Raw genomic sequence first — 12,624 nt, forward strand, 5'->3', positions numbered from 1 at the left:
TTGAATTACAGTGTTTTGAGCCGGCGAGAGACTACGCGCTATGACATCTCTTACGTTTTGCATCGTCAGACTCCTTGAATGATGTACGACTAGTTTGGCTGGTTCGGTCGGCTGATTTTTCACGTCAGTCGACCAAACCTGTTGACTGCTTGCTGGTTAGAATTCTGGCTCCTGCTCGCTACCACCGTGTGGGCGAGCCTGCAAAATCACGCGTTGAATATCCGTAGCCAGGAAACCGGTCATGGTTTGGATTTCTGGCACGCTCTTACCAGCCGCATGCATTTGCAAAACCTGCTGTTCATCTACTCGCGGCGCTGCTGGCGTGGCTGCTTGTGCGGGTGTGCTCAAATTCGGATTCTGAGACATGGGCGCCTGCTGCGGGTATCCGAATGAGGGTTGAGTTGGAGTAGGCGCGTACGGGGCCGGCTGGGGCATGTTTTGAGGCGGATTCATAGCAAGATCAGCGGGTGACTGGTGTTCAATCACGTATTCGAATAGTTTGGCTGGCTGCCGATTCGCGTTCCGCTCACCATACCCGGTGAAGGTGGCAGTGAAATGGTCGCCAGGCTTAATCTCACTCGCCTTCTTCAAGCCAGCATTACGCAAGGCATTGAGCCATGCGCGGCGTTGGACACCCCAGCCTTTGATGTACACGGTACGGCGCCCGTCATCGTCTTCTACATTCGGATCCGTGATGCCAGTGTCGATGGTCACGACAACTTGCAGGCATGGAGATCCGTCTTTCCAGAATTGCGGTTCTTTGGTGGTGTAGTCGCGTACTTGGCTGGCTGTCACGTTTTCGATAATGCCGCTTACCCTGTCGCCGGGTTGTTCGAAGTGGGCGCTTTTGCTGGATTGGCGGCTGATTTGGTCGAGCATTTCAGCAGCACTCATTTGCACGGCAGGCTGTGGTGCTTGCTGTGGCGGGTAGCCTTGTGCTTGTGGTGGATAGCCTTGCTGTGGCTGGTATCCGTATCCTTGCTGTTGGTAGTTGTTTTGACCGTACATAATGGTTTTTCTCCTTTATTGGTTGTTTGGTTGGTAGGTTGGTTGGATGAGGGGGATGAGGGCGAGCCATTCACTGGGCACGTTTATTCGTGAGGCTGGTGGGTCGAATTCTGGTAGGCCGGTTATCATGTCATCAACCCATGTGCCGCAGTCGAAGCAGTGGGTCGACGACCTGGGTAGGCGGTTTATCCACGCGTCTAAGGTGGGTAACCCGTCGCGCATGCGAATGGTGTCCATGAACGCTTTCAGCATGTTCGCGCGTTGTAATGCCCACATGCCAGGTTGTGGGTCGAAGGGCATTTCGACGGGGTATGCGCTTGCTAGGCTTACCGCATTCCTGGGTAGGTAGTAGACGCATGATCGTTCTACTGTTTCGCCCATGCGGGTGAGGCCGATACCGTAGAGGCTTGCTTGGATGCGATAGGTTTGTGATGGGCCGGTAGCTTTGACGGTTTTGATGGTTCGGTCGCTTACGATTTTCCAATCGCATGTGGCGTGAGCTTTACGATCGTACAGGTCGATACTGCCGGTGATCTCATACCCGTCATTGATCCCATGCAAGGCCCCTACCGTTACACGTAGTTCGGTCTGCCAGCGATGCTCATACTGGTCGGTTCCCTCGCTAAGGTCTCGAAAGAGACGTTCGAAATGCTCATGTACGCAAGTACCGATGAAGGGCAGCCAGCTCACAGCCTGGTTAGCGTGCTTCCATCCAGCGAGTTTTGCCGCCAGACAGTGCACACAATCGGTGCCGAGTTCACTGGGTCCGATATGGGCTTGTAGACTGCGCGGTTGGGTAGCAATATGGTTTTCGATAATCGCCCGGATTTCATTCCACAAGAATGGGTCTTCCATTAAGTCCACGCTCACGTCTGGCGGCATAGGTGGCTCGGGTAAGCGTTGTTCTACCGGTTGAGGTTGCTGTAAGTCGATGGGAATGAAGTCGCTCATCTACTACGCCCTACTTTCTTTTCTAAGTTCCAGACTCGATCTTGAAGATTCGCGATATGCTGCTCAAAATCGTCTAAGCGTTTTTCTTGATCTGAATCTTTTTGAGAGTCTTCGCGGGAAAGCTCACTGATTTTTCCGATGATTTCTTTGCAGAGGGCAAAGAAATCATCGGATTTAAAAACATAGAGATCCTCACTAATGCCCAGGTCGAAGGTGTTGAATGTTCGGCTGAGGATTGAGCTGATTTCGTCACTGGTGATCATGCGACCACCACCGTGGGGCTGCTAGCGGTCTGGTAGGCTTCGAGTGCAGCGGGCGCAAACTGCTGCCGCACCATCTTCGTATCCAACGCATTCTTGTAAAGTTGTGGATACTTGTCAGCCGGGTAAGCTTTTTCGAGTTTGCGCGCATCCAAGCGACGTGCACCGTTTTTTACGGTGACGGTCAAGGCTCCAGCCTCATACGTGCCAGGAGTGGGATGGGATACGAGAATCTGCTGTTTAATGGATTCGCGTTCTTCTTGCAGTTCTTTGATTTGATTGTCGATGATGGCGATTCGCTGGGCTTGCTGGAGGAATAAACGGTGTTCTAGGCTTGGTCCATCGTTCGTTGCTGCCGGTGGGGTGTTGAGTGCGTCTAATGCTTGAGTGGTTGATTGCATCATTTGGTTTATCCTTTGATTGAGGAGTGTCATATCTGCTACTGGTAGGACTTGTACGGGATGGTTGACGGCTCCGTCTACGAGCGCGTGAGCTATGACCGCGCTATAAGCGAGCGCATAACTCGTGGGACTGGTGAGATGCCCGCAGACGGAGCAGCACGCCGCATATTGACGGCTACTTGTCAATTTCAGGCATTTCTACCGTGATACTTGTCTGATCGGGATCGCGGAGAAGACGACCGATAAGATCAGCATTCTTCAGTATCTTCTGCGCGATCATGAAAGCACTCTCGAGCGCGTGCTTTTGATTCGGTGTGAGCGTCTTATCGGGCAGCTTGCTGCTTTTGTCGATGAAGATGGCGGCACTGTCTGCGATTTTGCTGGCGACTGGTACGAGTGGTGCGAGGCTCGCAGCTAGATCCGTGTCAGGCAGTAAAGCGTTTTCGACCGCGTACACTGGCGCTGAATGCTTAGTAGTCATTGTGTGTTTTCCTTTGGCTGGTATTCGGGTAATTGTCTGATTTGTACGAGTAGATGCGGCTCGTACACGGTGCCGGAAAAGGTGAGTGGATCGCCTTTTTTTCTTTTGCGGAAGACTCCACGTCTTACGCCTTTTACCTTTTGGTCGGGCGTGATTTTTCGCGCGCTGATGTGCATGATTTGCGCATCATCCGTGTAGGCGAGCGCATTAAGAGCGTCGAGGACGAGTTTGAGGAGATTGTCAATGTCGGGTTTTCCTTGTTTGCTCATCCAGAATTCTGCTTCTACGCTTACGGGCCCGGTGAGGGGTTTGGCGTGGGGGTAGCAGCGGCGGAATTCGGCGAAAATGCGTTCTTCGGCGTGGAGTGTTTTTTTAGGGGTGATGGCGTGTCCTTGGTAGACGCGTGGTCGTGCTTTTGCGACCGGGTCGCCGGGCAGGCTAAGAGTGAATTCTTGAGGCTGGTCGACTGTCACGTGCGCTCTTCCTGTGGAAGGTGATTACTAGGGCGTAGGGCTGTCGTGAAGGTGATGGTGCTGCTACCGCCTATCACGTAATGCTGGTAGTCATTCAGGTACAGGAGTGTGAGCCCGTTTCGACGTGTGACCGCGTGCACGGTAAACGCTAGGTACGGGATTGCTGTACACGTGAGGAAGACCACGTCACCTGGTGCGACGTCTTTTAGGTCGCTTATTTTCATCCCGTGGTGGAGGAGCTCATGCCACATGCTGAGCTTCCTTTTCGTGGTGGATTCGAGCGGTGATAATCCCGTTTAGGTCGCTGATTTGGGCGGCGATTTTTTGAGCGCGCACGTTAATCTCATGCTCCCCGTCCATGTATGCGGCGTATGCGACGGTAGACACCGCATCATAAGCGTCAGCGAGCATGTCAATATAATGCTGCAATCGGTGCAATCTTTCGTTTGAGTCCGATTCTTCTTGACTCTCCGAGTCGCAGCCGAGGTGTGCAGCAATCCACATAATCGCGTCTTTTATCTCCTGCTCACTGACTGGCGAATCATGATATTCACCGCAGATTGCACACTTGGTATTCTGATTTTCGTCCACCATAATTTTCCTTTCACTAGTGTTGTGGTGGGTGGGTTGAGGCTGGGAAGAAAAGGCAATGTGACCAACCTCAACCCTTTATTGCTGCCTGATTTTTCGCTATGACGAGTGACAAAAAGTCAGGCAGCAAGCCTAAATAGTGTTCCGATACGTTTGAAGCTCAGCCCAAAGCACTGCGATGGTGGCAGCGGCCTGGTCGAGTAGGTCGTCTACTTGGTCGGTGTCGTAGCCGCCGCGCAGGTAGTGGACGGTGAATGTGGCGTTATGTATGTCGTTTGGGGTGAGGAGTTTCATTGTTTGCCGGCTTTCCCATACAGGTAGTCGGCAGTGCTGTACCGATTCCGCTCGTCAGCGCGTTCAATATCTTCGCGTCGCCAACCAAGGAATTTCTTCCCGTTACGAACAGGTTCCGGGTATGGGCTGGCCAATACGCCAGACGACCACTTAGTTACGGTCGAATACGATTTGCCAGCGTGTTTCATCATGTCTTGTATCGACATCAATGGCGCTGCTTCTGCTTGGCTCATCGTGATATCCTTTCTACTGATACCTCTATTGCGTTGGAGCCCCGTTGCCGCGGGGCTTTTTGTTTTTGCTATGTGGGGCTGGCCGGAATCGCACCAGCGCCCGTCGTTTGCCTCACGCTGACAGATGGCGTGTGATCTGCGAACCGGGGGCAACTTGCACAGTCCCAAAACCGGTTAGTCGCTCATGTCAGCAGTGATCAAAGCGAGCACACGCAAAGGCACGAAACCAAAGCCAACCAGTGCAGCAATCGCGTTTTCGACTGGATGCGCGCACGCCATGTGCGTCAGCAGCCAAAACAAGCACGCTACGAGCAGGATCATGAGCACGAGGCCTTGCGTATACGGGTAGTGAGGCCGATGCTGTTTAGCGCTCATTGTTACGCTCCTACTTCCAAGGGCGTGCAACCCAAATATTTCTGGATCAGATACTGCTGTCCTTTAGGCGTGACTTTCGTGGTGAAATTCACGGTCGTATGCCCATCACTGTGCTGGATCGCGGTTTCTTTGACTTCAAACAGGCCCAGATTCATGCTTTTCTGTGTTGGCATGTTCGGGCTACCGTTACGCTTCATCAAATAACCGTCTTCACGGAGTGTTTTAAAGAACCGTGTTTGCCCGGTGTCGTAACCGTTTTGTTTAAGGATTTTTGCAAGCTCGCCGATTAGGATGCTGCGTTTTGACGTGGCAACCGCGTCCGCAAACAGCACTTTCGGCGCTTGTTCTTCTAACTGTTGTTTCTGTTGGTCGAGGGTCTTCTGGGCGATCAGTAGGGCGCGTGCCATTGTTTCCTCCGGGGATTCCCCGACCGGAATATAGCCGCCGGTCTTACGAATCTGGGGCAGTACCTCATGCGTCACCCAACGCTGGAACGTTTTCGCCGCTGGTTTACGACTGCGCATAATCAACTTGTACAAGCCCGGCTCGCTGACGATCAGGGGCGAACGGCCACCGTTCTGAGCAACCCCAATACTGTTGGGGTTGACTTTAGCCGCCTCGTCGTTTTCGAGAATCTTGCGGACGGTATCGGTGCGAATTTCGAGGATGTCGCAGACGTCCTTGGCGACGAACCACGGCTCACCCTGCTCATCGGTCAGCGCGCGAAGCTGATTGCCGTTGAAATCGAACCGTTGAATATCGGCGCTCATGTCATGCCTCCTTTGCGAGTTTCATGGTTTGGCTGGGGGTGAGTCCGTGGCTGCGTCCGATGCGGACGAGGCGGGCTGGGTTGTTGAGGTTTTCAGCCTTCTTGACTTCTTGCAGGAGCAGGCAGTGATTCACGTCGTGATAGCCGCCGGCGGCAATGTGCCCACACTCATAGACGCTCATGCGCTGGTCTCCATTTCCTGCTCTTGGGTGGATTTGATGGCGCTATCGAGAACCTTCACTGGGTCAGCTCCGATAGCTCGTGCAGTCCCAAGGAATGCGCTAAGGAGCATGTCAGAGGATCGGAGTCTGTGCGTGACGGTGTTCCGGTCCACGCCAGTTTTTTGCGCTATCAGTTTCTTCGGCACCTCATCGAGAAGCGACTTGTCTCGAAGGCTCTTCACGGCCGAAGAGGCCTGTTGTTTAGCAAGTGCAATTTGCATGTCTACAGTTTTAGCACTTGCTATATATTTTTAGCAAGTGCGGCGTGTCACTTGCTAAAATGGCATCATGCCGACTAAAAAATACGTTTGGAAAGACACTGATAACGCAGCTCGCGAAGCTATCTGTTATCTAGTAGCCGATTCGCATCTTGGATACACAGGTGTCGAAAGAGCAGCCCACGGGGAAATTGGATATAACCGAGTCCGAGATCTCTGCCTCGGGCTAAAAGCACCTGCCCGCCTCTCTGAGTTTTTATTGATATGCGAAGTATGTAAGGCGGATCCTGTCAAAGTCCTCAAAAGAGTACTTGACCTTGCGGCGCATAAGGAAGTCTCTTATTCTGTCGACGCAATTATGGACGACGTTTATGGCGAAGCTGCCGATCGGGCTGCTAAAAAAGCGGAAAGGGAAATGTCGGTCCAGCCCCCTCAGGCTTCTGCTCCTGATGTTGATCCTGTCGCTGCTCGCGAGCAGGAAAAGTTAGAGCAGACCCGCCGCTTCCTCCGCGAGGGTGTCGGTATTGCCGCTTTGCATGATCCGCATAAGTTTGATCACGAGGGCGATCAAGACGCTTAAACGCATCGAATTCGACACGTTTACCCCCCCCAGTTATCCGGAAAAACCGAACAACCGGGGGTTAAGAAGGGAGTGATCATGGAAGATCAGAACAGCCAGCAGGTGCAGATCGCGGTATACCAGACCGACGGAAAACCTACCGCAGTACAAGTCTCATACCGAGGGAATACGTATTGGGTGTCGCCAGAGGGCATGATCGACTATTTCGGCGTGAGCATATCCGCGATTAGCAAATATTTAGCAACCATGGGCACGGCAGACAATCCAATTATTTCCAAAAAGGAAACAGTCTGGAATGAGGGCGTGAGATCAGTCCGCCACACCGTCACTCTCCCCTTGAGCGATTTTAAAAACCTCGCTCAAAAATCGGATGCGTAATGATTACGCTCCCTGTCAATCCGCGCGACCCATACGGGCCAATGCGCATGAGCCTATATGCGAGCGCGCCCAGCCTAACCGTCATGAGCGACTATCTACCCGGCGATCTTGACGGCTTGTACTGCTTGGAGACGGATACGATTCTGATCGACCGGCGTATCGACTTCACGAGGAAGCGGTGTGCGCTGGTGCATGAGCTTGTGCACCGCTGGTATGGAGATGCTGGGAATGGCGTGTACTCCGTAAAGCAGGAGATGCGTTGTCGGCGTGAAACAGCGCGGCTTATGGTTGACCCGCTCGAATACATCACCGCAGAGCAAACCTATGAAGGCAACATATTTTTGATCGCTCAAGAATTAGACCGCACCGAGCAGGTTATCTACGACTATCAGCAACTGCTGTGTGGTGACACAAATTTGAGCCGCTTATAACAAAAATTCCCTTCTCGAGGTTGATAAGGCGAGAGGGGGACGCCGGCGGATACGCCAATATCCGAAGCTCCAGCAATTTTGAAGCATTGAAAGCAAAAGAAAGGGGCATGCTTCACTTGCCCATCATAGTCGATGGGCAAGTGAAGCACACTCAAAATGCTAAGACTTATCTTTCCCCGAATCATCCGTTTTGAATGTGCGGCGCCCTTTGATCGCGTCAATAACCTGCGGAAGAAGAAGCGCTATACTGCCAGCAAAGCCAATAAGCGCGGCTGGATTCATACCGAGCGCAAAGAACACCACAGAACTAGTAAACGCTGCGGCTGGCATCAAAGAAAACACGGCACTCGTGAACTTGTATACCCAATTCTCGGCCCGACGATCCTCCCGGTAAATCTCCACAAGCTGCTTCTGGTAGTCAATCTCAGAATGCAGAGAATCTTCAGCCATTCCCAGAATGCGATCCGCTGCCCCTGGAAGCACACGCTCATATCCAGCAAGCTCTTTACTGGACGGCAGCGGGCTAGACGTCATCTCGACATGGGACATGTAGCCGACTATTGGCGATCCATCGCCTTTCGAATCGCTCCGCCGGTCATAGTCCACGCCTTGTTTTGCAGTTCGAGAGAGGTCCGCATTTTCGGAGGCTCTGATTGGCGTATTCTTCCAGTCAGCCCGGCCATCATCCCCGTCTTGAACCCCCGAATTATCGCTCTCTTGGTCGACGTTCTCATGGGTCATCAGCCCTCCAATCCACACGTTCGTCACCTGCATCATAACAAACGCAACTTGACGATATGTGAAAACGGTTGAAATCACGTGAAATTACGCGACGCAATAAGGAGTCCATATCATGGCAAACATTACTAAATACCAGACCACTAACGGCGTCCGCTACCGGGTGCGCTATCGCAAACCAGACGGCACACAGACTGATAAGCGTGGGTTTAAGCGGAAGATTGACGCGGAGAATTGGGCGGCCGAGCACGTAACCATTGCGAAAGCGACCGGCGGTTATATTGACCCGCAGGCGGGCAAAACCACCGTCGGGCTGCTTGCCGAGGCGTGGCTGGCGAAGAAGAAGACCAGTGTCAAAGCGAGCACTTACCGGCCGTTGGAGATCACATGGCGTGTCCACGTTGCACCAGTGTGGGGAAACGTCCCGGTCTCGAAGATCGCGCGTGAGGACATACAGCAGTGGGTGACTAGTCTCAGTGAACAACGCTCCCCCACCGTTGTCATTCGAGCTCACGGAATTCTTGCTGGCATCCTCGACGACGCCAAAAATGACAAAAGAATCGGTGATAATCCGGCGCGTAATGCCGAACTGCCGAGAAAACGCAGCCGACCGCATCGTTATTTGACCGCGGAACAACTTTACCGGCTGGCGGACTGTGCAGGATGGCGGCACGATATCATTCTCACGCTCGGCCTGTGCGGCATGAGATGGGGCGAACTCGTCCCCTTACGCGTCAAAGACGTAGACCTTGACAAGCATCGTATCAATATTGGAGTGAGCGCGCCTATGGTAGGCATGCAGATCATTGCAGATGACACGAAGACCTACCGGACGCGATCGATCATGTACCCGAGCGTTTTGGACGAGATCATGCGGAAGCATTGCGATGGCCGCGCGACCGACGCTCTGGTGTTCGAGGCTCCCGGCCGCCCCGGTGAGATGATCCGCGAGCATGGAAACGCTACGGCTCGCTCTGACAGTTGGATGTGCGTGGCCATGCGACGTGCTGGCATCGAGGGGCGTATCCGCATCCATGATCTACGGCATACAGCCGCGTCTCTCATGGTGCACGCCGGCGCGAACGTCAAAGCCGTGCAGCGACAGCTTGGGCATTCGTCGGCGGCGATGACGTTGGACGTGTACGCCGATTTATTCGACGATGATTTAGACGAGCTGTCTGCTCGTATGGGTGACATGCTACTGCGTGAGAATGTGGGCAAAATGTGGGCAAACAATGTTTGCGAGGCTTCATAATCTAGGCAGCAGTAGGTGTTTCGCGCTTGTCTTGTGTGGGTTCGAGTCCCACCGAGGGCACTCTTTTTAATCATTGGAAAAAGCCGCAAACCCTACTCTCACAAGGGTTTGCGGCTTTTTCGTTCAGCGCATCGCTCGAAGCGACAGCGGCAGCAGCCGCGCTTGACAGCCCACATCAGGACTACATCGGGCCTACTTTGTCTCCCAGCGCCGCTTGAGCAAGAACGCGGCGGCCTTAGGCTGACGGTCACGCGTGAACGCGCCCTTCTTATTGCCATCGACGCGCATAATGCCCTCTCCAGTCTGGAAATCACACAGATTCCACATTTGCTCACCGGTCACAGCGTCGAACATGTCGAACACCTCATGCTGCATCGTCAGATAGTCGCACTGGTACTCTTCACTCCATTGCACGCTGGGCAGCTTGTGTACGCCAGCTTCAGTGTCTGCACCGTATTCAGTAAACACGAACGGCTTGTTTGGCTCTATCTGCATCCAACGGTTCATCTCGTCGATAAACGCCGTCTTCGCAGCAGCCAGCTGATACCCTCCACTCACATACCATCCGTAATACCGGTTCAGACAGATCACATCAGCGAAACAATGGCATTGATCTCGCCCGGCGGCCGCCATCATGAGGTTCGTGTAAGTAAGCGGACGGTGCTGAGGGTCGAGTCCACGCGCATAGGCAAAAATCTCCTCAAAATACGGGACAGCTGAATCAGCCGCAGAATCCGGCTCGTTCATTAAGCTCCACATGATCACGCTAGGATGATTGCGGTCTCGTTCAAACAATTCGCGCAACGCCGCCTTATGAACTTCAAGTGTGCGTGTGCGCACCTGCGGATCGTCGAAGAAGCTCCGATTGCGCGCATCATCGGACGATGCGGCATCAAGGAAGTTCATCAGGCTTTTCATGAAGCCAACTGCTGCACATTCATCGATGACAAGGAAACCCTCACGATCAGCCATCCGCAGCTCATCCTCCGCATATGGATAATGCGAAGTGCGAAAGGAATTCGCACCAATCCACTTCATAAGCTCAAAATCGCGCTTAGTTACAGCGGGATTCTCACCGCGCCCGTTGACCACACTGTCCTCATGCCTACCAAATCCCTTAAGATACACTGGCCTGCCGTTGACGAGGATATGGCGGCCGTGCACTTCGACGGTACGAATGCCAATATCGTCGTAATACCGATCGATGACCACTGGCGTCGCAGCCGTATCAGAGACGATGGTGAATTCGATACGGTACAGGTAGGCTGCGCGCACATTCCACAGGTGGGCATCCGGCACATGTAAGGTGCCATGCTCTCCTTCAGAACTGGCAACGACTGCGCCGTCTTCATCTCTTAATGTGACTCGTACCGGATGCGTACCGTTGGTTTCCACCGTGTAATGGACGTCAGCACTGCCATCGTCATGAATCTCGTATTCGGTTGTGTATCCAGTGACGGCCTCCTTCGGCACGGCAATCAGACGCACTGAACGCTGCAGTCCGGCGTAATTGAAGAAGTCAAAATAGGGTTCGGAAACTTTCGTACCATCCGGCAGTCTACTGGTCTGGCCAGCGGGCAATGTTGAGTGGTTAAGCTCGTTGTTGAGCCGTACAGCGATGCGATTGGGTTTATTCCAATGCACTGCGTCGTTGATACGCACTGCGAACGGCGTAAATCCTCCCTCATGCGATCCGACAACAGTACCGTTGACAAACACCGTGGCGCGATGGGTGGCCGCATCGAAGCGCAGGAACACATCGCGATCACGCCATTCTCCGGGCACCATAACATCTGTTTCATACCAGAAGTCGCCGGTGTATTCGCGATGATACTTGTCAGTGAACAAGTCGTTGAAGCTGGCAGGAACCGGTACTTGTTCAGGGTGTTCTAGTCCGCGTGTCGGCCATCCGTCACGCTCTCCCCTTTCTTGCGGGTCAAGGGCGAAATTCCACATGCCATCCAAGCTCTGAATGCGTCGGGTCTCGGTCACCTGCGGGTAGAGCAGAGCACCATCCATATGCATCTCCTTATGTATATGTCGTTCGCGCCTCGTCAGCGCTATCCATGCAGACAGACCGTCAGCGGACCGTCAGCGGATCGGAGGCGACAACACCATCGTCTTTACGATAGACGCCGGATCCGCGATGCATGGTGGAACGAAGACTGTTTGTCGCTTACAGCGCAATCGGCGTCGCCTCTGAAAACCTCTATGTATCACACGCCAGAATACGATTTCAACCTGCGTCGCTACGAACTGAACATGTCTTGCGCACTTACAATGTGAATAGCATGTCAATCCAGTGAGAAAGGGATGTCATGAGTAACGAAACCTATCGCCAATTCGATCCATGGCGGCCAGCACCATTCAAAGAGGAAGCGCGCAAACAGATCGTTTCCAGTCATTACTTTAACGTCGACCATCTCACTCTTGAATCGCCACAATCTGGGCGCTTTGACCGGTACGTGTTGCACGGCAATAATGGCGACAGCGTTGGGGTGCTCGCAGTCACCAGCGATGGTCAGATTCCATTAGTCGAGCAATATCGCATTCCAACACACCGCTGGACTCTAGAAATTCCTGGCGGTCACGCCTCCTCTCCCACTGAACGCGCACAAGATGTAGCAGTACGCAAATTACGTGAAGAAGGCGGCTACGAAGCCAAGGAATTCGTCCAGTTCACACGTTTCATTGAAGAGCCCAGCTTTTCTTCGCAATACACTGCACTGTTCCTCGCTACTGGACTTACTCCGGTTGAGCGTTCTGTTATCGGTCCAGAATCGCCACGTTCTGACGTTCGACTCTACACAGTCGATGAAGCTATGGAACTAGTCAACAACGGCACGATCGTCGATGCAAAAACTATAATCGCGATAGTGCGCTTGCACGGTGGCTTGCTCAAGCACATTAAAGGCTAAACAGGTTATCAACGCAATGAGCCCCAGACCATTCACAGGTCTGGGGCTC

Annotated in this window: 20 protein-coding genes; 5 read left to right on the plus strand and 15 right to left on the minus strand. The window is 53.2% G+C overall.

Annotated features, from left to right (window positions below):
• Positions 1-156 precede the first annotated feature (156 nt).
• The 13 genes from D2E25_RS01390 to D2E25_RS01450 all read right to left on the minus strand — a co-directional run bounded on the left by D2E25_RS01390 (position 157) and on the right by D2E25_RS01450 (position 6,278).
• Positions 157-1,008, minus strand: coding sequence for a hypothetical protein (locus D2E25_RS01390; RefSeq protein WP_125979260.1), 852 nt, complete (start codon positions 1,006-1,008; stop codon positions 157-159).
• Positions 1,009-1,023: 15 nt separating this feature from the next.
• Positions 1,024-1,959 carry a hypothetical protein gene (locus D2E25_RS01395; protein ID WP_241216909.1) on the minus strand — a complete coding sequence of 312 codons (936 nt, stop codon included), beginning with the start codon at positions 1,957-1,959 and terminating at the stop codon, positions 1,024-1,026.
• Positions 1,956-2,222, minus strand: a complete 267-nt coding sequence (locus tag D2E25_RS01400; protein WP_125979261.1) for a hypothetical protein — start codon at positions 2,220-2,222, stop codon at positions 1,956-1,958. The genes D2E25_RS01395 and D2E25_RS01400 overlap by 4 nt, the downstream gene beginning before the upstream one ends.
• Positions 2,219-2,623 (minus strand): hypothetical protein, encoded by a 405-nt coding sequence (locus D2E25_RS01405; RefSeq protein ID WP_125979262.1) that lies wholly within the window; start codon positions 2,621-2,623, stop codon positions 2,219-2,221. The genes D2E25_RS01400 and D2E25_RS01405 overlap by 4 nt, the downstream gene beginning before the upstream one ends.
• Positions 2,624-2,795: 172 nt before the next feature.
• Positions 2,796-3,101, minus strand: coding sequence for a hypothetical protein (locus D2E25_RS01410; RefSeq protein ID WP_125979263.1), 306 nt, complete (start codon positions 3,099-3,101; stop codon positions 2,796-2,798).
• Positions 3,098-3,574 carry a RusA family crossover junction endodeoxyribonuclease gene (locus tag D2E25_RS01415; protein WP_125979264.1) on the minus strand — a complete coding sequence of 159 codons (477 nt, stop codon included), beginning with the start codon at positions 3,572-3,574 and terminating at the stop codon, positions 3,098-3,100. The genes D2E25_RS01410 and D2E25_RS01415 overlap by 4 nt, the downstream gene beginning before the upstream one ends.
• A gap of 240 nt (positions 3,575-3,814) precedes the next feature.
• Complete coding sequence (locus tag D2E25_RS01420; protein ID WP_125979265.1) at positions 3,815-4,168, minus strand: hypothetical protein; 354 nt, start codon at positions 4,166-4,168, stop codon at positions 3,815-3,817.
• 129 nt (positions 4,169-4,297) lie between these two features.
• Positions 4,298-4,459, minus strand: coding sequence for a DivIVA domain-containing protein (locus tag D2E25_RS01425; protein WP_125979266.1), 162 nt, complete (start codon positions 4,457-4,459; stop codon positions 4,298-4,300).
• The gene (locus D2E25_RS01430) at positions 4,456-4,692 is read right to left on the minus strand and encodes a hypothetical protein (protein ID WP_125979267.1); all 237 of its coding nucleotides are present in this window, start codon (positions 4,690-4,692) and stop codon (positions 4,456-4,458) included. The genes D2E25_RS01425 and D2E25_RS01430 overlap by 4 nt, the downstream gene beginning before the upstream one ends.
• Before the next feature lie 174 nt (positions 4,693-4,866).
• Positions 4,867-5,067 carry a hypothetical protein gene (locus D2E25_RS01435; RefSeq protein ID WP_125979268.1) on the minus strand — a complete coding sequence of 67 codons (201 nt, stop codon included), beginning with the start codon at positions 5,065-5,067 and terminating at the stop codon, positions 4,867-4,869.
• Between the two features lie 2 nt (positions 5,068-5,069).
• Positions 5,070-5,837, minus strand: a complete 768-nt coding sequence (locus tag D2E25_RS01440; RefSeq protein WP_125979269.1) for a phage antirepressor KilAC domain-containing protein — start codon at positions 5,835-5,837, stop codon at positions 5,070-5,072.
• Position 5,838: 1 nt separating this feature from the next.
• Entirely contained in the window at positions 5,839-6,018 is a 180-nt protein-coding gene (locus D2E25_RS01445) for a hypothetical protein (RefSeq protein ID WP_125979270.1), read from the minus strand.
• Positions 6,015-6,278 (minus strand): hypothetical protein, encoded by a 264-nt coding sequence (locus D2E25_RS01450; RefSeq protein WP_125979271.1) that lies wholly within the window; start codon positions 6,276-6,278, stop codon positions 6,015-6,017. The genes D2E25_RS01445 and D2E25_RS01450 overlap by 4 nt, the downstream gene beginning before the upstream one ends.
• A gap of 67 nt (positions 6,279-6,345) precedes the next feature.
• Here D2E25_RS01450 and D2E25_RS01455 point away from each other — a divergent pair, with 67 nt between their 5' ends.
• The 3 genes from D2E25_RS01455 to D2E25_RS01465 all read left to right on the plus strand — a co-directional run bounded on the left by D2E25_RS01455 (position 6,346) and on the right by D2E25_RS01465 (position 7,664).
• Complete coding sequence (locus D2E25_RS01455) at positions 6,346-6,855, plus strand: hypothetical protein (RefSeq protein ID WP_125979272.1); 510 nt, start codon at positions 6,346-6,348, stop codon at positions 6,853-6,855.
• 78 nt (positions 6,856-6,933) lie between these two features.
• Complete coding sequence (locus tag D2E25_RS01460) at positions 6,934-7,233, plus strand: virulence RhuM family protein (RefSeq protein ID WP_125979273.1); 300 nt, start codon at positions 6,934-6,936, stop codon at positions 7,231-7,233.
• Between the two features lie 83 nt (positions 7,234-7,316).
• Positions 7,317-7,664, plus strand: coding sequence for a hypothetical protein (locus tag D2E25_RS01465; RefSeq protein ID WP_241216910.1), 348 nt, complete (start codon positions 7,317-7,319; stop codon positions 7,662-7,664).
• Positions 7,665-7,823: 159 nt separating this feature from the next.
• Here D2E25_RS01465 and D2E25_RS01470 read toward each other — a convergent pair whose 3' ends face one another.
• Complete coding sequence (locus D2E25_RS01470; RefSeq protein WP_125979275.1) at positions 7,824-8,483, minus strand: DUF2335 domain-containing protein; 660 nt, start codon at positions 8,481-8,483, stop codon at positions 7,824-7,826.
• Positions 8,484-8,517: 34 nt separating this feature from the next.
• Between D2E25_RS01470 and D2E25_RS01475 the strand changes: the two genes are divergently transcribed.
• Positions 8,518-9,657 carry a tyrosine-type recombinase/integrase gene (locus D2E25_RS01475; RefSeq protein ID WP_125979276.1) on the plus strand — a complete coding sequence of 380 codons (1,140 nt, stop codon included), beginning with the start codon at positions 8,518-8,520 and terminating at the stop codon, positions 9,655-9,657.
• 192 nt (positions 9,658-9,849) lie between these two features.
• Here the strand turns inward: D2E25_RS01475 and uidA are convergent, their stop codons facing one another.
• Complete coding sequence (gene uidA / locus D2E25_RS01480) at positions 9,850-11,676, minus strand: beta-glucuronidase (protein WP_125979277.1); 1,827 nt, start codon at positions 11,674-11,676, stop codon at positions 9,850-9,852.
• Positions 11,677-11,975: 299 nt separating this feature from the next.
• Here uidA and D2E25_RS01485 point away from each other — a divergent pair, with 299 nt between their 5' ends.
• The gene (locus tag D2E25_RS01485; RefSeq protein WP_125979278.1) at positions 11,976-12,575 is read left to right on the plus strand and encodes an NUDIX domain-containing protein; all 600 of its coding nucleotides are present in this window, start codon (positions 11,976-11,978) and stop codon (positions 12,573-12,575) included.
• The last annotated feature ends 49 nt before the right edge of the window (positions 12,576-12,624 follow it).

It is taken from the genome of Bifidobacterium goeldii (assembly GCF_003951095.1).
GTDB lineage: Bacteria > Actinomycetota > Actinomycetes > Actinomycetales > Bifidobacteriaceae > Bifidobacterium > Bifidobacterium goeldii.